Source organism: Streptomyces sp. NPDC040405 (assembly GCF_055595765.1).
Genome location: NZ_JBVIVI010000001.1, coordinates 164,969 through 181,579, shown reverse-complemented (window position 1 = coordinate 181,579; position 16,611 = coordinate 164,969). Strand labels below are relative to the sequence as shown.

The following is a 16,611-nucleotide window of genomic DNA, read 5'->3' as shown; positions in this document are numbered from 1 at the left end:
GTGAAGAGCTTACGGCGACGCCGGGGGGTACAGGCCGCGCGGCAGACCGCTCGCCGCGGCCCGGTCCAGCAGCCACAGGGTGCGGCCGCGGCCGTACGCGCCCGCCGCCGGGGCCTGGATCTCCCCGGCCCCCGACAGGGCGATGGTCACCGCCTTCGCCTTGTCCTCACCGGCGGCCAGCAGCCACACCTCCCGCGCCGCGCGGATCGCGGGCAGGGTCAGCGAGACCCGGGTGGGCGGCGGCTTGGGCGCGCCGCGCACCGCGACCACCGTCCGCTCGGTCTCCCGGACGGCGGGCAGCTCGGGGAAGAGCGAGGCGACATGGGTGTCCGGGCCGACGCCCAGCAGCAGCACGTCGAAGGTCGGCGCCGCGCCGTGGTTCTCCGGCCGCGCGGCGTGGCCCAGCTCGATGCCGTACGCCTCCGCGGCGGCCTCCACATCGCCGCCGTGCGGACCGTCCGAGGCGGGCATCGGGTGCACCCGCGCCGGGTCCAGATCCACCGCGTCCAGCAGCGCCTCCCGGGCCTGGGTGACGTTGCGGTCCGGGTGGCCGTCCGGCAGGAACCGCTCGTCGCCCCACCACAGGTCCAGCCGCGACCAGTCCACCGCGTCGCGCGCGGGGGACGTGGCGAGGGCCGCCAGCAGGCCGTTGCCGTTGCGGCCGCCGGTCAGGACGACGGAGGCGGAGCCCCGGGCGGCCTGGGCGTCCACGATCTTCGTGATCAGCCGGGCCGCGGCCGCCTGGGCCATCAGCTCCTTGTCGCGATGGACAACGACCTGCGGGGCGCTCACTTCTCTCCCTTTCCGGTGTTCCCGCCGCCCTTTCCCTCCGCCTTGCCGCCCGGCTTGAGGTCCGAGGGCTTCGGAGCCGGAGGAGTCGTAGAGGAGGGAGAAGCCGGTGGGGCCTGCGGCGGGGCGGGGGTGTTCGTCGGGGACGGAGCCGTGCCCGGGTCGCGCGTCGGCAGCGGCGGCCTGGGCGGCGCCGGGGGCCCGGACGGGGCCTCGGCGGTCGCGGTGGCCGTACCGCCGCCAGCCATCGCGGTGGCGGGCGCCGGGTCGTGCCCGGCCGCACCGCCGCCGTTCAGCTTGCTCACGCCGAACTTCACCGAGATCGCGTACATCTCGTCCGGGTCGAGCCGGCGCAGCTCCTCGGCGATCAGCTCCGACATCTCCCGCCGCTGCAGCGCGACGTGCCGGTCCGGCTGGCCCGGCATCGCCAGCTCGGCCAGCGCACCGTCGGCCCGGTCCAGGCAGATCACGCCGTCGGCCGTCTCCAGCCGCACCGCGGTCAGCCCCGGGCCCTCGGAGACCTGCCGGTCGACCGGGACCCGCAGCCGCTCGGCGAGCCACAGCGCGAGCAGCTCGCTGCTCGGGTTGTACGCCTCGCCCTCGACCACCGCGGAGGTGATCTTCGAGTGCTTCTGGTCCAGCGCGGCCGCCAGCACACTGCGCCACGGGGTGATCCGGGTCCACGCCAGGTCGGTGTCGCCCGGGGTGTACGTCTCGGCCCGCAGCCCCAGCGTGGCGACCGGGTCCTCGGTGGCCTGCGCGTCGGTGATGCGGCGCTGGGCCAGCTGCCCCAGCAGATCCTTGGCGGGGTGCTCCGGGGCGTCCTCGGGCCACCACACCACGACCGGGGCGTCCGGCAGCAGCAGCGGCAGGACCACCGAGTAGGCGTGGTTGGCCAGTTCGCCGTGGAGCCGCAGCAGGACCGTCTCACCGGTGCCGGTCTCGCCGCCGACGCGGACCTCGGCGTCCATCCGGGCCATCTTGCGGTCGCGCGGCGAGCGGCCCGGCCGCTTGATGACGACCAGGATGCGCGAGGGGTGCTCCTTGGACGCCTCGCTCGCGGCCTTCAGCGCGTCGTAGTGATTGCCCTCGTCGGTGACGATGACGAGGGTGAGCACCATGCCCACCGCCGGGGTGCCGGTGGCCCGGCGCGCCTGGACCAGAGCGGAGTTGATCCGGCTGGACGTGGTGTCCGTGAGATCGATGTTCATGGCCGCCGCCAGCTCCGTCCGTCTCGTGCGAGCATCTCGTCCGCGGCCTTCGGCCCCCAGGTACCGGCCGTGTACTGCTCGGGCTTCCCGTGCTTGTCCCAGTACGCCTCGATGGGATCGAGGATTCGCCAGGACTCCTCCACCTCCTGGTGGCGCGGGAAAAGGTTCGCGTCGCCCAGCAGGACGTCGAGCAGCAGCCGCTCGTACGCCTCGGGGCTGGACTCGGTGAAGGACTCGCCGTACTGGAAGTCCATCGTCACATCGCGGATCTCCATCGAGGTGCCGGGCACCTTGGAGCCGAACCGGATGGTGACGCCCTCGTCCGGCTGCACCCGGATGACCAGGGCGTTCTGCCCCAGCTCCTGGGTGTCGGTGGCGTCGAAGGGGGAGTGCGGGGCGCGCTGGAAGACGACGGCGATCTCGGTGACCCGGCGGCCCAGCCGCTTGCCGGTGCGCAGGTAGAAGGGGACGCCCGCCCAGCGGCGGTTGTCGATCTCCAGCTTGACCGCGGCGTAGGTGTCGGTCTTCGAGTTGGCGTCGATGCCCTCTTCTTCGAGGTAGCCGTGCACCTCCTCGCCGCCCTGCCAGCCGTGTGCGTACTGGCCGCGCACGGTGTGCTTGCCCAGCTCTCGGGGGAGCTTGACGGCGGTGAGGACCTTCAGCTTCTCGGTGACCAGCGCCTTGGCGCCGAAGGAGGCGGGCTCCTCCATGGCGGTCAGGGCGAGCAGCTGGAGCAGGTGGTTCTGGATGACGTCACGGGCGGCGCCGATGCCGTCGTAGTACCCGGCGCGGCCGCCGATGCCGATGTCCTCGGCCATGGTGATCTGTACGTGGTCGACGTACGAACGGTTCCACAGCGGCTCGAACATCGTGTTGGCGAAGCGCAGCGCCAGGATGTTCTGGACCGTCTCCTTGCCCAGGTAGTGGTCGATCCGGAAGACGTCGCTGGGCCGGAAGACCTCGTGGACGACCTGGTTCAGTTCCTGGGCGCTCTTCAGGTCGTGGCCGAAGGGCTTCTCGATGACGGCGCGCCGCCACGAGTGGTCCTGTCCGTCGGACAGCCCGTGCTTCTTGAGCTGCTGCACCACGTTGGGGAAGAACTTGGGCGGCACCGAGAGATAGAAGGCGAAGTTGCCACCGGTACCGCGGGCCTTGTCCAGCTCTTCTATGGTCGCCTTGAGCTTCTCGAACGCCTCGTCGTCGGAGAACTCCCCGGGTACGAAGCGGAATCCCTCGGCGAGCTGCTGCCAGACCTCTTCGCGGAACGGGGTCCGCGCGTGTTCCTTCACCGCGTCGTGGACGACCTGGGCGAAGTCCTCGTTCTCCCAGTCGCGGCGGGCGAAGCCGACGAGCGAGAAGCCCGGCGGCAGCAGGCCGCGGTTGGCCAGGTCGTAGACGGCGGGCATCAGCTTCTTGCGGGACAAGTCACCGGTGACCCCGAAGATGACCAGGCCGGACGGCCCCGCGATGCGCGGGAGCCGCCGGTCCTTGGGGTCACGCAGCGGATTGCTGCTGATGGTCAAAGTGTTCACGCCTCCGAGGGTGCGAGGCGGTTCAGCTCCGCCTCAGTGGACTTCAGCAGGTCGTTCCAGGACGCCTCGAACTTCTCGACGCCCTCGTCCTCCAGAAGCTGCACGACCTCGTCGTACGAGATGCCGATGGAGGCCAGCGCCTCGATGTCGGCCTTGGCCTGCGCGTAGGTGCCGCGCACCGCGTCGCCCTTGATCTCGCCGTGGTCGCCGACCGCTTCGAGGGTGGCTTCCGGCATGGTGTTGACGGTGCCCGGGGCAACCAGGTCGTCGACGTAGAGGGTGTCCTTGTAGGCAGGGTCCTTGACGCCGGTCGAGGCCCACAGCGGGCGCTGCCGGTTGGCGTTCGCCCGGTCCAGGGCGGCCCAGCGGTCGGAGCCGAAGACCTCCTCGTACGCCTCGAAGGCGAGCCGCGCGTTGGCCAGGGCGGCCTTGCCGCGCAGCGCCTTGGCCTCGTCGGTGCCGAGCTTGTCGATGCGCTTGTCGATCTCGGTGTCCACGCGGGACACGAAGAAGGACGCCACCGAGTGGATCTTGGAGATGTCGAGCCCGGCGGCCTTCGCCTTCTCCAGACCGGCCAGGTAGGCGTCCATGACCGCGCGGTAGCGCTCCAGGGAGAAGATCAGCGTGACGTTGACGCTGATGCCCAGGCCGATCACCTCGGTGATCGCCGGAAGTCCCGCCTTGGTGGCCGGGATCTTGATGAAGGTGTTCGGGCGGTCCACCAGCCAGGCCAGCTGCTTGGCCTCGGCGACGGTGGCGGCCGTGTGGTGGGCCAGCCGCGGGTCGACCTCGATGGAGACCCGGCCGTCCTGGCCGCCGGTCGCGTCGTGGACCGGGCGCAGGATGTCGGCGGCGTCCCGGACGTCCGCGGTGGTGATCATCCGGACGGCTTCCTCGACGGTGACCTTGCGGGCCGCGAGGTCACCGAGCTGCTGCTCGTAACCGTCGCCGCCGGAGATCGCCTTCTGGAAGATCGACGGGTTGGTGGTGACGCCGACGACATGCTGCTGGTCGATCAGTTCGGCGAGGTTGCCGGAGGTGATCCGCTTCCGGGAGAGGTCGTCGAGCCAGATCGCGACGCCTTCGTCGGCCAGCCGCTTGAGTGCGTCTGTCATGGGGTGTGTCTCCTGTTGCTCGTCGCTGTTCAAGTCGGATGCGGGCGTCACTGCCCGGCGGCGTCCAGGGACTCGCGGGCGGCGGTGACCACGGAGTCGGCCGTCAGGCCGAATTCCCGGTAGAGCACCTTGTAGTCGGCGGAGGCGCCGAAGTGCTCCAGCGAGACGATGCGGCCGGCCTCGCCGACGTAGCGGTACCAGGTGAGGCCGATACCGGCCTCGACGGCTACGCGTGCCTTCACGGACGGCGGCAGCACGCTCTCGCGGTACCCCTTGTCCTGCTCCTCGAACCACTCGATCGAGGGCATCGACACGACACGGGTGGGCACACCGGCGGCCTGCAGCCGCTCGCGCGCCTCGACGGCGAGCTGGACCTCGGAGCCGGTGCCGATCAGGATCACCTGCGGCTGGCCGCCCTCGGCCTCGAACAGGACGTAACCGCCCTTGGCGGCGTCCTCGTTCGCCTCGTACGTCGGCACGTTCTGCCGGGTGAGCGCCAGGCCGTGCGGGGCGGGCTTGGCGCCGTGGCGGCGGGTGATCTCGCGCCAGGCGATGGCGGTCTCGTTGGCGTCGGCCGGGCGCACGATGTTCAGGCCCGGGATGGCGCGCAGCGCGGACAGGTGCTCGACCGGCTGGTGGGTGGGGCCGTCCTCGCCGAGGCCGATGGAGTCGTGCGTCCACACGTAGGTGACCGGCAGCTTCATCAGCGCGGCCAGCCGCACGGCCGGGCGCATGTAGTCGGAGAAGACGAGGAACGTGCCGCCGTAGACACGGGTGTTGCCGTGCAGCGCGATGCCGTTCATGGTCGAGCCCATGGCGTGCTCGCGGATGCCGAAGTGGATCGTCCGCCCGTACGGGTCGGCCTCCGGCAGCGGGTTGCCCTTGGGGAGGAAGGACGACGACGCGTCGATGGTGGTGTTGTTGGACCCGGCGAGGTCGGCCGAGCCGCCCCACAGCTCCGGGATCACTGCGCCGAGCGCCTTGAGCACCTGGCCGGACGCCTTGCGGGTGGCGACGTCCTTCCCGGCCTCGAAGGCCGGCAGCGCGCTCTCCCAGCCCTCCGGCAGCTCACCGGCGACGATGCGGTCGAACTGGACGGCGCGCTCGGGGGAGTTGTTGCGCCACTCCTGGAGCTTCTTGTCCCAGGCGGCGTGCGCCTCGCGGCCGCGGTCGACCAGGCCGCGGGTGTGGTTGATGACCTCGGTGTCGACCTGGAAGTGCTGCTCCGGGTCGAAGCCCAGGACCCGCTTGGTGGCGGCGACCTCGTCGGCGCCGAGGGCGGAGCCGTGGGACGCCTCGGTGTTCTGCGCGTTCGGCGCGGGCCAGGCGATGATCGTGCGGGCGGCGATGATCGAGGGGCGCTCGGTCTCGTCCTGCGCCGCCTTGAGCGCCGCGTACAGCTGCTCGATGTCGAAGTCGCCGCTGGCCGCCTGCTCAATGCGCTGGACGTGCCAGCCGTACGCCTCGTACCGCTTCAGCACGTCCTCGGACAGCGCGGTGGCGGTGTCGCCCTCGATGGAGATGTGGTTGTCGTCGTACAGGGCGACGATGTTGCCCAGCTTCTGGTGACCGGCCAGCGAGGACGCCTCGGCGGAGATGCCCTCCTCCAGGTCGCCGTCGGAGACGATCGCCCAGATGGTGTGGTCGAACGGGGAGGCGCCCTCGGGCGCCTCCGGGTCGAACAGGCCGCGCTCGTAGCGGGCGGCCATCGCCATGCCCACGGCGTTCGCCAGGCCCTGGCCGAGCGGCCCGGTCGTGGTCTCCACACCGGTGGTGTGGCCGTGCTCCGGGTGGCCCGGGGTGAGGCTGTCCCAGGTGCGGAAGGACTTCAGGTCCTCTAGCTCCAGGCCGAAGCCGGCCAGGTAGAGCTGGACGTAGAGAGTCAGGCTGGTGTGCCCCGGGGACAGGACGAACCGGTCGCGGCCGGTCCAGCCGGCGTCGGAGGGGTCGTGCCGCATGAGCTTCTGAAAGAGAAGGTAGGCGGCGGGCGCCAGACTCATGGCCGTGCCAGGGTGGCCGTTACCGACCTTCTGTACGGAGTCCATGGCCAGGACGCGGGCGGTGTCAACGGCCCGCTGGTCCAGATCGGTCCATTCAAGGTCTGTGGTAGTCGGCTTGGTGCTCACCCTGAGTCAGGGCTCCTCTCCACAATGTCGCTGCCCGGTGACCGTGTGCACACCGGCGAGGTCGAGCCTACCCCTGTAAGAACGGTCATCTTTTCGAGTTCCACTCAACGTCCTAAGGAACGAATCTCAAGGTTGTGGCATTCCCTCGGAGTTCTCTCCGCGACGCACGGAATACCGTGTTCCGGTGGCTGTACGCAGTGTCCGCGCAGGTCTTCGGGGGATGCCAACACGACCCGACCCCGGCGGCAGGCGGCGTATCCGCTACGTCTAGAGTGGCGTGGTACGCGCAAGTCTTTACCGGGGTTTCATCTCCGGTGCTTGCTGGTTCTTGCTTCCACCAGGGGTGTGCGTGACGGCCGTCGAATCCCGTCCTGCGGGGGTGCTCGAAACGAGCGAATCGAGCCTCGGGCAGCGGCTTCCCGGCCGCCGGCCGTTCGGGGCCCGGGTCAAGGCGTTCGTGATGCTGACCAAGCCGCGCGTCATCGAACTGCTGCTGATGACCACGGTGCCGGTCATGTTCCTGGCCGCCCAGGGCGTCCCGGATCTGTGGCTGGTCCTCGCGACCTGCGTCGGCGGCTATCTGTCCGCCGGTGGCGCCGCCGCGTTCAACATGTACTACGACCGCGACATCGACGCGATGATGGACCGCACGTCGCAGCGTCCACTGGTCACCGGCATGGTCTCGCCGATCGAGTGCCTGGTCTTCGCCTTCGCGCTGGCCGCCGTGTCCACGGCCTGGTTCTGGGTTTTCGTCAACCCGCTGTCCTCGATGCTGGCCCTCGGCGCGCTGGTCTTCTACGTCGTCGTCTACACGATGTGGCTCAAGCGGCGTACGTCGCAGAACATCGTGTGGGGCGGTATCGCGGGCTGCATGCCGGTGCTCATCGGCTGGTCGTCGGTCACCAACGAGGTGTCCTGGGCCGCGGTGATCCTCTTCCTGGTCATCTTCTTCTGGACGCCGCCGCACTACTGGCCGCTGTCCATGAAGGTCAAGGACGACTACGAGCGCGCGAGCGTGCCGATGCTGCCCGTCATCGCGGGCAACAAGGCGGTCGCCCGGCAGATCGTCCTCTACAGCTGGGCCATGGTCGGCGTCTCGCTGCTGCTGTGGCCGCTCGGCTACACCGGCTGGTTCTACCCGGTGGTGGCGACCGTGCTGGGCGCTTTCTGGCTCAAGGAGGCGCACGGGCTCCAGGCGCGCGCCCGGGCCGAGGTCACCGGCGCGAAGCTCAAGGAGATGCGGCTGTTCCACTGGTCCATCACCTATGTCTCGCTGCTGTTCGTCGCCGTCGCCGTGGACCCCTTCCTGCGCTGACTTCCCCGCACCGACCTTCCGGGCTGACCCTTCCGGTGGTGATTACCGGCGGGTAGCATCGGTGGTATGGCAGATACCACGCAGGCGTCCCCGAAGGACGAGAAGCGGGCCCAGCGACTCGCCCACCAGATCACGGCCTTCGCCAAGAGCCACGGCGGCAGCGCCGAGGGCCAGCTCGCCCACATCGGCCGCGGCACCGTCCGGATCGCCCTGGTGGGCGCCAACGGCGAATGGGGCACCCTCGTCGCCCCGACCCAGGACGCGGCCCGTCGCGCCGTCGAGATCGCCGGGCTCACGGTCAGGGACGACTTCGACGGTGAGCTGGCGGCGAAGGTCCGCACGGGCCCGTACGAGTGGAAGCGCATGGCCGGTATCCAGCTGGGCGGGCCCCGCAACACCTGAACCGCCGGAGTCTCCCCCGCCGGACCGGCACAATGGGGCCGCGCCCGCATACGGCCGGTCCGCCGGTCCGCCGGACCTCGACCGGCGACACCTCGTGCGGCATCCGGGCGTTAAGCCCTGCGATGCCGGAGGGCGAGGAGGCGGCGGCGATGGACGAGGCGACGGGTTCCCCGGAGACCCTGGGGCCTTGCGGACACGCCCCGGCGCCCGCTGCCGGCCCGGTGCCCCGGGACGGGCCCGGCGTGGAGCTGCCGCCGCTGGTCGATCAGCACGGCCACGGCATCGTCCACGGCGAGCTGGGCCTAGGCTCGTTCGAGACGCATCTGGCCACCGCCGCGGGATCGGGCCCGGCCCCGGCGGGGACCACGTACTTCGACAGCTGGACCGGGCTCGCCGTACGCCGCTGGTGCCCGCCGCTGCTGGGCATGGAGCCGCACTGCACGCCCGTGCGCTATCTCGCCCGCCGCCGCGAGCTGGGTGCCTACCGCGCCGCCCGGCTGCTGCTGCGCGGTGCGGGTATCGGCACGTATCTGCTGGAGTCGGGCGCCCCGAGCGCTCTCACCTCGGCCGCCGAGCTGGCGGCGGCGGCCGACGGCCGGGCGCATGAGGTCGTACGCCTCGAACCGCTGGCCGAACAGGTCGCGGACACCTCGGGGACGGTCGACGCGTTCATCGGCAACACCGCGGAGGCCCTGTACGCCGCCGCCCAGCACGCCACCGCCTTCGCCCTGGGCATCACCTTCTGCGACGAGACCCCGCCCGACCCGCGCGAGGTGCGGCGCGCGGCGGCCCGGCGGCTCTCCGCGCGCCCGGTGCGGCGCGGCCGGGCGCCTGACCCCGTGCTCGCCCAGCATCTGATGTGGAGCGCCGTGGCGACCGGGCTGCCGGTGCAGCTGCACTGCGCCGATCCGCGGCCGCTCGTCGGTTTCTTACGCGCCACCGCCGGGTTCGGCACCGACCTGGTGCTGCTGCCCGACCGGCCGCACCACCGCCGCGCGGCCCAGCTCGCCGCCGTCTTCCCGCACGTCTACGCGGACGCGGGGCCGCGCCCGGGGGAGACGCTGGGCGAGGCGCCGTTCGGCAAGCTGCTGTTCTCCACCGGCGCCCGAGCGCTGCCCGAGCTGTATGTGACCGCCGCCCGGCTGTTCGGCCAGGCCATGGACCGGCTGGCGGCCGAGTGGGTCGCCGACGACGTCTGTACGAGGGCGGAGGCCCGGCGGATCGCCGGGCTGGTCGCGGCCGGGACGGCGCGCCGGGTCTACCGGCTGGACGCGGCGGGCTCGGGCTCCGGGTCGGGGTCCGCCGGGGTCTCCGGCTGAACCGGCTCGTGGCCGCCCGTGGGACCGGGGTCCGCGGCGGCGGCGAGCGCGGGGCGCTCGCGCTGCGAGAAGAGCACCCGCAGGACCGCGATCCACACCAGGCAGGACCCGAACATGTGGATGCCGACGACCACCTCGGGCAGGCCCGTGAAGTACTGGACGTACCCGATCACGCCCTGCAGGAGCAGCACGGCCAGCAGGTCGCGCACCGCACGGCGCGGGGCCGCCGGGGCCTGTACGGCGCGCAGCACGAACCACAGGGCGACGGTGAGGCCCAGCACGATGTAGACGAAGTCCACGTGCAGCTGGGTGATCTCCTGCCAGTCCAGCGGGATCCGGTGCACCTCGCGGGCGTCACCGGCGTGCGGACCGGAGCCGGTGACCACGGTGCCGAGCAGGATCAGCGTCAGGGCCGCGCCGACCAGCAGCCCGGTCAGCTGGCGCACCGGCCGGGCCACCAGGTCGCGCGGCGCGCCGTCGCCCTCGCGGGTGCGCTGCCAGACCACCATCGCGATCGTGAGGAGCGCGGTGGCCAGCAGGAAGTGCGAGCTGACGATGTACGGGTTCAGGCCGGTGAGGACGATGATGCCGCCGATGACGGCGTTGCTCATGATCAGCCAGAACTGGGCCCAGCCCAGCCGGGTGACGGAGCGGCGCACCGGCTGACGGGCCCGGGCGGCGATGATCAGCAGGCCGACGAACGCGCACAGGACGTACGTCAGCATGCGGTTGCCGAACTCGATGGCGCCGTGGATGCCCATGTCGGCGGTGGGGGTCAGGCTCCCGGAGGTGCATTGGGGCCAGGTGTCACAGCCCAGCCCGGACTCGGTCAGCCGCACCGCGCCCCCGGTGACGACGATGACCACGGACATCACCACGGTGGCGAGCGCTGCCCGCTCCACGACGCGCGCGGAGGGCTGCCAGCGCCGGGCGATCAGCTCGAACGGATTCAGCGAATTCGGCACGAGGTCATCGTAGGACGGAGCTTGTGCAGCTTTTCACGAGGGGGTCATGGTCCGGGAAAGCCCCAGCGTGCACTGGGGGTCCGCGACGTCACTCCCAGCGGAAGAACCGCGCCGCCGCTCCGAGCCCCAGCACCGCCCACACGGCCAGGACCGCCAGGTCCCGCCAGGGCGTCCCGGCGCCGTCCTGGAGTACGTCCCGCAGCCCGCCGGAGAGCGCCGAGATCGGCAGCAGCTCCAGGACGGCGCGTGCCGCGCCCGGGAACTTGTCCAGCGAGACGATCACCCCGCCGCCCACGAGCAGCAGCAGGAAGACCAGGTTGGCCGCGGCCAGGGTCGCCTCGGCCTTGAGGGTGCCCGCCATCAGCAGCCCGAGCCCGGAGAACGCGGCCGTGCCGAGGATCAGCAGCAGCACCACGGCGAGCGGGTTCCCGTGCGGCGACCAGTCCAGCGCGAAGGCGATCGCGGTCAGCAGCACGATCTGCAGGACCTCGGTGACCAGCACCGCGCACGTCTTGGCGGTCATCAGCGCCCACCGGGGCAGCGGGGAGACGGCGAGCCGCTTGAGCACGCCGTACCGCCGCTCGAAGCCGGTCGCGATGGCCTGTCCGGTGAAGGCCGTGGACAGGACGGCCAGCGCCAGCACGCCGGGCGCGAGGAAGTCGACGGTGTTGCCCGCGACGCCGGTGTCCACGATGTCGATGCTGCTGAAGAGCACCAGGACGAGGGACGGGATGACGACGGTCAGCAGCAGCTGTTCGCCGTTGCGCAGCAGCATCCGGGTCTCCAGCGCGGCCTGCGCGCGGATCATCCGGAGCAGCGGCGCCGCCCCCGGGCGGGGGAGATAAGTGCCTGTGGCGGTCACGCGCGCAGCTCCTTGCCGGTCAGCTCCAGGAAGACGTCCTCCAGGGTGTGCCGCTCGACCGAGATGCGGTCGGGCATCACGCCGTTCTGCGCGCACCAGGAGGTGACGGTGGCCAGCATCTGCGGGTTGACCTTGCCGCTGACCCGGTAGCCGCCCGGGGTCAGCTCGGCGGCCGTGCTGTCGACGGGCAGCGCCTTCAGCAGCGAGGCCAGGTCGAGCGCGGGGCGGCCGGTGAAGCGCAGGGTGTTCTCGGCGCCGCCGCGGCACAGCTCCTCGGGGGTGCCCTGGGCGATCACCTTGCCGCCGTCGATGATCGCGACGTGGTCGGCGAGCTGTTCGGCCTCGTCCATGTAGTGGGTGGTCAGGACGACGGTCACGCCGTCCCGGCGCAGATCGCGGACGAGGTCCCAGGTGGCGCGGCGGGCCTGTGGATCGAGTCCGGCGGTGGGCTCGTCGAGGAAGACCAGTTCGGGTCGGCCGACGACGGCCATGGCGAGCGCGAGCCGCTGCTGCTGGCCGCCGGAGAGCCGCCGGTAGGTCGTACGGCCGCAGGAGCCGAGACCGAGCCGCTCGATGAGCTGGGCGACGTCCAGGGGATGGGCATGGAGCGAGGCGGTGTGGCGCAGCATCTCTTCTGCGCGCGCCCCGGAATAAACCCCTCCGGACTGCAGCATGACCCCCACCCGCGGCCGCAGCGCCGCCGCGTCGGCGACCGGGTCGAGGCCGAATATCCGCACCGTCCCGGCGTCGGGGCGGCGGTATCCCTCGCAGGTCTCGACGGTGGTCGTCTTCCCGGCGCCGTTGGGGCCGAGGACGGCGCTCACGGCGCCACGGCCGACGGACAGGTCGAGCCCGTCGACGGCGGTCTTCGAGCCGTACCGTTTGACCAGGCCGACGACATCGACCGCGGGCTCTTCTCGCATGTCCGGCAGTCTACGAACGGCGGGGCGGGCCGTGGGCGGCAGGGCCGGAACGGATCGTCGGCCGGGGCCGGTACGCGACCCCCTCCGCACCTGCTCCGGACCCTTCCGGGGAGCGCGGCAGCCGCATCGTCGCAGGTCACACTTAGGTACGCCTAAGTGATACACCCCACCGGAAGCCTCCTCCGCTCTCGCTTGTACCTTGCCGAAGAATTACGCAACAATGGCGTTGTGAAATACGCGAGCGAGGCTCCCGAAGGGCGCGCGGCCGAGACGGCCGCGCGGTCCGGCATGCCTGCCGCGACCGCGCCCGAGGAGCAGCACGGCACCCGGAACCGGGTCGCCCGCTCCATCCTCGACCACGGCCCGTCCACCGCTGCCGAGCTCGCCCTGCGGCTGGAGCTGACCCAGGCGGCCGTACGGCGCCACCTCGACACCCTCGTCGCCGACGGCGTCGTCGAGCCCCGCGAGAAGAGGGTGTACGGGGCGCGGCGGCGCGGCCGCCCGGCCAAGGCGTTCGCCCTGACGGACTGCGGCCGTGACGCCTTCGACCAGGCTTATGACGACCTCGCCGTCGACGCCCTGCGCTGGATCGAGCAGAGCGCGGGCGGTGGCGAAGCGGGCCGGGCCGCCGTCGCGGCGTTCGCCCGCGCCAGGCTCGCCGCCCAGGCCGCCGAGTACCGCGGCGCCGTCGAGGCGGCCGCCCCCGGGCGGCGTACCGAAGCCCTGGCGGGCGCCCTGTCCGCGGACGGGTACGCTGCTACGGCGCGCAGCGCGCCGGTCGGCGAACAGCTCTGCCAGCACCACTGCCCGGTCGCCCACGCAGCCGAGCGATATCCGCAGCTGTGTGAGGCGGAGACCGAGGTCTTCTCCCAGCTGCTCGGGACTCATGTGCAGCGTCTGGCCACCATCGCCCATGGCGACGGGGTGTGCACGACGTTCATTCCGAAGACCGGACACCAGTCCGGACAGACCGACATCGCGGTCGAGAAGACAGACCACCGCATCACCAAGACCACCACAGCATCTGCCAGCACGGCCGGGAGGAACCCCGAATGACTCTCCCCACGGAGACCGCTCACCCTGAGCTCGAGGGTCTGGGCAACTACGAGTACGGCTGGGCCGACTCCGACGTGGCCGGTGCCTCGGCCAAGCGCGGCCTCTCCGAGGACGTCGTACGCGACATCTCGGGGAAGAAGTCCGAGCCGGAGTGGATGCTCAAGCTCCGTCTCAAGGGCCTGAAGCTCTTCGATAAGAAGCCCATGCCCACCTGGGGCTCGGACCTGTCGGGCATCGACTTCGACAACATCAAGTACTTCGTCCGCTCCACCGAGCAGCAGGCCGCCTCCTGGGAGGACCTGCCCGAGGACATCAAGAACACGTACGACAAGCTGGGCATCCCGGAGGCCGAGAAGCAGCGCCTCGTCGCGGGTGTCGCGGCCCAGTACGAGTCCGAGGTCGTCTACCACCAGATCCGTGAGGACCTGGAGGAGCAGGGCGTGCTGTTCCTGGACACGGACACCGCGCTCAAGGAGCACCCGGAGCTGTTCAAGGAGTACTTCGGCACGGTGATCCCGGCGGGCGACAACAAGTTCGCCTCGCTGAACACGGCGGTGTGGTCCGGCGGCTCGTTCATCTACGTGCCCAAGGGCGTCCACGTGGACATCCCGCTGCAGGCGTACTTCCGGATCAACACCGAGAACATGGGCCAGTTCGAGCGGACGCTGATCATCGTCGACGAGGACGCCTACGTCCACTACGTCGAGGGCTGCACCGCGCCGATCTACAAGTCGGACTCGCTGCACTCCGCGGTCGTCGAGATCATCGTGAAGAAGGGCGGCCGCTGCCGCTACACGACCATTCAGAACTGGTCGAACAACGTGTACAACCTGGTCACCAAGCGCGCCGTGGCGTACGAGGGCGCGACCATGGAGTGGGTCGACGGAAACCTCGGCTCCAAGGTGACCATGAAGTACCCGGCCGTCTACCTGATGGGCGAGCACGCCAAGGGCGAGACGCTGTCCATCGCCTTCGCGGGCGAGGGCCAGCACCAGGACGCCGGTGCCAAGATGGTGCACATGGCGCCCCGCACCTCCTCGAACATCGTCTCCAAGTCGGTGGCCCGGGGCGGTGGCCGCACCTCCTACCGCGGTCTCATCGAGATCGGCGAGGGCGCGGAGGGCTCCAAGTCCAACGTGCTGTGCGACGCCCTGCTGGTCGACACCATCTCGCGCTCGGACACCTACCCGTACGTGGACGTCCGCGAGGACGACGTGTCCATGGGGCACGAGGCGACCGTCTCGAAGGTCAGCGATGACCAGCTCTTCTACCTCATGAGCCGCGGCCTGTCCGAGGACGAGGCCATGGCGATGATCGTGCGCGGCTTCGTCGAGCCGATCGCGCGCGAGCTGCCCATGGAGTACGCGCTGGAGCTCAACCGGCTGATCGAGCTGCAGATGGAGGGGTCGGTCGGCTGACGCCACCGCCCTTCCCGCCCCGCCACAGGGGCACCCCCGTGTAAGCCCCAGAAGGCAGAAAGCGAGCAGTACGACAGCCATGGCTGAAACCATTCCGGCCGGATCCACCACGGACGGCGTCATTCAGGTGGGGCAGCAGCCCATCGACGCACGGGTCAGTGCCCCCGCGTCGTACGACGTTGCCGACTTCCCCGTGCCGCACGGGCGCGAGGAGGACTGGCGGTTCACGCCGCTGGAGCGGCTGCGCGGCCTCCACGACGGCACCGCCGTCGCCGACGGCGGCGTCAAGGTCGAGGTGTCCGCCCCCGAGGGCGTCACCGTCGAGACCGTGGGCCGTGACGACGCGCGCCTGGGCAAGGCCGGCAAGCCGGTGGACCGGGTGGCGGCCCAGGCGTACAGCTCCTTCGAGAAGGCATCGGTCGTCTCCGTGCCCAAGGAGAAGGTGCTCGCGGAGCCGGTGCGGATCGCCGTGCACGGCGAGGGCGGCACCGCCTTCGGCCACCAGGTGATCGAGGTCGGCGCCTTCGCCGAGGCCGTCGTCGTCATCGACCACACCGGTGACGCCACGCTCGCCGCCAACGTCGAGTACCTCATCGGCGACGGCGCCAAGCTCACCGTCGTCTCCGTCCAGGACTGGGACGACGCGGCCGTCCACGTCGGCCAGCACACCGCGCTGGTCGGCCGGGACGCCACCTTCAAGTCCGTGGTCGTCACCTTCGGCGGCGACCTGGTCCGGCTGCACCCGCGCGTCGTCTACGGCGCGCCGGGCGGTGAGGCCGAGCTGTACGGCCTGTACTTCACCGACAACGGCCAGCACCAGGAGCACCGGCTCTTCATCGACCACGACACCCCGCACTGCCGCAGCAACGTGGCCTACAAGGGCGCGCTGCAGGGCAAGGACGCGCACGCGGTCTGGATCGGCGATGTGCTGATCCGTGCCGAGGCCGAGGGCACGGACACCTACGAGCTCAACCGGAACCTGGTCCTCACCGACGGCGCCCGCGTCGACTCGGTGCCGAACCTGGAGATCGAGACCGGCGAGATCGTCGGCGCCGGTCACGCGAGCGCGACCGGCCGCTTCGAGGACGAGCAGCTGTTCTACCTGATGGCCCGCGGCATCCCGGCCGACGAGGCCCGTCGACTGGTCGTCCGGGGCTTCTTCGCCGAGCTGGTCCAGCAGATCGGGCTGCCCGAGCTGGAGGAGCGCCTGATCGCCAAGATCGAGGCCGAGTTGGAGGCGTCCGTAGGATGACCGAAACCTATGTGCGCGCGTGCGCGCTGACCGAGCTCGAAGAGGACGCCCCCAAGCGCGTCGAGCTCGACGGTGTGCCGATCGCGCTGGTGCGCACCGAGGGCGAGGTGTTCGCGGTCAACGACATCTGCTCGCACGCGAACGTCTCGCTGTCCGAGGGCGAGGTGGAGGACTGCCAGATCGAGTGCTGGCTGCACGGCTCCAGCTTCGACCTCCGCACCGGCAAGCCGTCCGGCCTTCCCGCGACGCGCCCGGTCCCCGTATACCCCGTAAAGATCGAAGGGGACGACGTGCTCGTCTCCGTCACCCAGGAGTCCTGAGGCACC

At 70.9% G+C, this 16,611-nt stretch carries 15 protein-coding genes; 7 read left to right on the top strand and 8 right to left on the bottom strand.

Going from position 1 to position 16,611, the window contains the following annotated elements:
• Positions 1-9: 9 nt before the first annotated feature.
• From pgl to tkt, 5 genes are read right to left on the bottom strand one after another with little or no spacing between them, the layout of a single operon-like run.
• Positions 10-792 carry a 6-phosphogluconolactonase gene (gene pgl / locus ACZ59A_RS00880; RefSeq protein WP_470951824.1) on the bottom strand — a complete coding sequence of 261 codons (783 nt, stop codon included), beginning with the start codon at positions 790-792 and terminating at the stop codon, positions 10-12.
• Complete coding sequence (opcA, locus tag ACZ59A_RS00875; protein ID WP_470951821.1) at positions 789-2,000, bottom strand: glucose-6-phosphate dehydrogenase assembly protein OpcA; 1,212 nt, start codon at positions 1,998-2,000, stop codon at positions 789-791. The genes pgl and opcA overlap by 4 nt, the downstream gene beginning before the upstream one ends.
• Positions 1,997-3,523: a glucose-6-phosphate dehydrogenase gene (zwf, locus tag ACZ59A_RS00870; RefSeq protein WP_470954544.1), complete on the bottom strand. Its 1,527-nt coding sequence runs from the start codon at positions 3,521-3,523 to the stop codon at positions 1,997-1,999. Before zwf ends, opcA begins: the two co-directional genes overlap by 4 nt.
• Before the next feature lie 5 nt (positions 3,524-3,528).
• A complete protein-coding gene (gene tal, locus ACZ59A_RS00865) occupies positions 3,529-4,647 on the bottom strand; it encodes a transaldolase (protein ID WP_470951818.1) in 1,119 nt (372 codons plus the stop codon).
• A gap of 47 nt (positions 4,648-4,694) precedes the next feature.
• A complete protein-coding gene (tkt, locus tag ACZ59A_RS00860) occupies positions 4,695-6,773 on the bottom strand; it encodes a transketolase (protein WP_470951816.1) in 2,079 nt (692 codons plus the stop codon).
• Positions 6,774-7,122: 349 nt separating this feature from the next.
• On the opposite strand from tkt, the gene ACZ59A_RS00855 reads away from it, so the two are divergent.
• From ACZ59A_RS00855 to ACZ59A_RS00845, 3 genes are all read left to right on the top strand, one after another.
• Positions 7,123-8,088, top strand: a complete 966-nt coding sequence (locus ACZ59A_RS00855) for a heme o synthase (RefSeq protein WP_470951814.1) — start codon at positions 7,123-7,125, stop codon at positions 8,086-8,088.
• 66 nt (positions 8,089-8,154) lie between these two features.
• Positions 8,155-8,490: a hypothetical protein gene (locus ACZ59A_RS00850; RefSeq protein ID WP_468041895.1), complete on the top strand. Its 336-nt coding sequence runs from the start codon at positions 8,155-8,157 to the stop codon at positions 8,488-8,490.
• A 149-nt stretch (positions 8,491-8,639) separates the two neighbouring features.
• Positions 8,640-9,809, top strand: coding sequence for an amidohydrolase (locus ACZ59A_RS00845; RefSeq protein WP_470951812.1), 1,170 nt, complete (start codon positions 8,640-8,642; stop codon positions 9,807-9,809).
• Here ACZ59A_RS00845 and ACZ59A_RS00840 read toward each other — a convergent pair.
• The 3 genes from ACZ59A_RS00840 to ACZ59A_RS00830 all read right to left on the bottom strand — a co-directional run bounded on the left by ACZ59A_RS00840 (position 9,749) and on the right by ACZ59A_RS00830 (position 12,559).
• A complete protein-coding gene (locus ACZ59A_RS00840) occupies positions 9,749-10,774 on the bottom strand; it encodes a COX15/CtaA family protein (protein WP_470951809.1) in 1,026 nt (341 codons plus the stop codon). The genes ACZ59A_RS00845 and ACZ59A_RS00840 overlap by 61 nt on opposite strands.
• Positions 10,775-10,862: 88 nt before the next feature.
• Positions 10,863-11,636, bottom strand: coding sequence for an ABC transporter permease (locus ACZ59A_RS00835; RefSeq protein WP_470951807.1), 774 nt, complete (start codon positions 11,634-11,636; stop codon positions 10,863-10,865).
• Complete coding sequence (locus tag ACZ59A_RS00830) at positions 11,633-12,559, bottom strand: ABC transporter ATP-binding protein (protein ID WP_470951804.1); 927 nt, start codon at positions 12,557-12,559, stop codon at positions 11,633-11,635. Before ACZ59A_RS00830 ends, ACZ59A_RS00835 begins: the two co-directional genes overlap by 4 nt.
• 228 nt (positions 12,560-12,787) lie before the next feature.
• On the opposite strand from ACZ59A_RS00830, the gene ACZ59A_RS00825 reads away from it, so the two are divergent.
• The 4 genes from ACZ59A_RS00825 (at position 12,788) to ACZ59A_RS00810 (ending at position 16,605) form a co-directional block, all read left to right on the top strand.
• On the top strand, positions 12,788-13,615 hold the full coding sequence (locus tag ACZ59A_RS00825) for a helix-turn-helix transcriptional regulator (RefSeq protein WP_470951803.1): 828 nt from the start codon (positions 12,788-12,790) through the stop codon (positions 13,613-13,615).
• Positions 13,612-15,033, top strand: a complete 1,422-nt coding sequence (gene sufB / locus ACZ59A_RS00820) for a Fe-S cluster assembly protein SufB (protein WP_470951802.1) — start codon at positions 13,612-13,614, stop codon at positions 15,031-15,033. The genes ACZ59A_RS00825 and sufB overlap by 4 nt, the downstream gene beginning before the upstream one ends.
• Before the next feature lie 79 nt (positions 15,034-15,112).
• Positions 15,113-16,285, top strand: a complete 1,173-nt coding sequence (gene sufD, locus ACZ59A_RS00815; protein ID WP_470951799.1) for a Fe-S cluster assembly protein SufD — start codon at positions 15,113-15,115, stop codon at positions 16,283-16,285.
• Positions 16,282-16,605: a bifunctional 3-phenylpropionate/cinnamic acid dioxygenase ferredoxin subunit gene (locus tag ACZ59A_RS00810; protein WP_468041907.1), complete on the top strand. Its 324-nt coding sequence runs from the start codon at positions 16,282-16,284 to the stop codon at positions 16,603-16,605. Before sufD ends, ACZ59A_RS00810 begins: the two co-directional genes overlap by 4 nt.
• The last annotated feature ends 6 nt before the right edge of the window (positions 16,606-16,611 follow it).

Bases quoted from the DNA above. Each gene is read 5' to 3' on its own strand.
- opcA (WP_470951821.1), bottom strand. From the start codon at position 2,000: ATGAACATCGATCTCACGGACACCACGTCCAGCCGGATCAACTCCGCT.
- sufB (WP_470951802.1), top strand. From the start codon at position 13,612: ATGACTCTCCCCACGGAGACCGCTCACCCTGAGCTCGAGGGTCTGGGC.
- tal (WP_470951818.1), bottom strand. From the start codon at position 4,647: ATGACAGACGCACTCAAGCGGCTGGCCGACGAAGGCGTCGCGATCTGG.
- ACZ59A_RS00830 (WP_470951804.1), bottom strand. From the start codon at position 12,559: ATGCGAGAAGAGCCCGCGGTCGATGTCGTCGGCCTGGTCAAACGGTAC.
- ACZ59A_RS00810 (WP_468041907.1), top strand. From the start codon at position 16,282: ATGACCGAAACCTATGTGCGCGCGTGCGCGCTGACCGAGCTCGAAGAG.
- sufD (WP_470951799.1), top strand. From the start codon at position 15,113: ATGGCTGAAACCATTCCGGCCGGATCCACCACGGACGGCGTCATTCAG.
- ACZ59A_RS00845 (WP_470951812.1), top strand. From the start codon at position 8,640: ATGGACGAGGCGACGGGTTCCCCGGAGACCCTGGGGCCTTGCGGACAC.
- ACZ59A_RS00850 (WP_468041895.1), top strand. From the start codon at position 8,155: ATGGCAGATACCACGCAGGCGTCCCCGAAGGACGAGAAGCGGGCCCAG.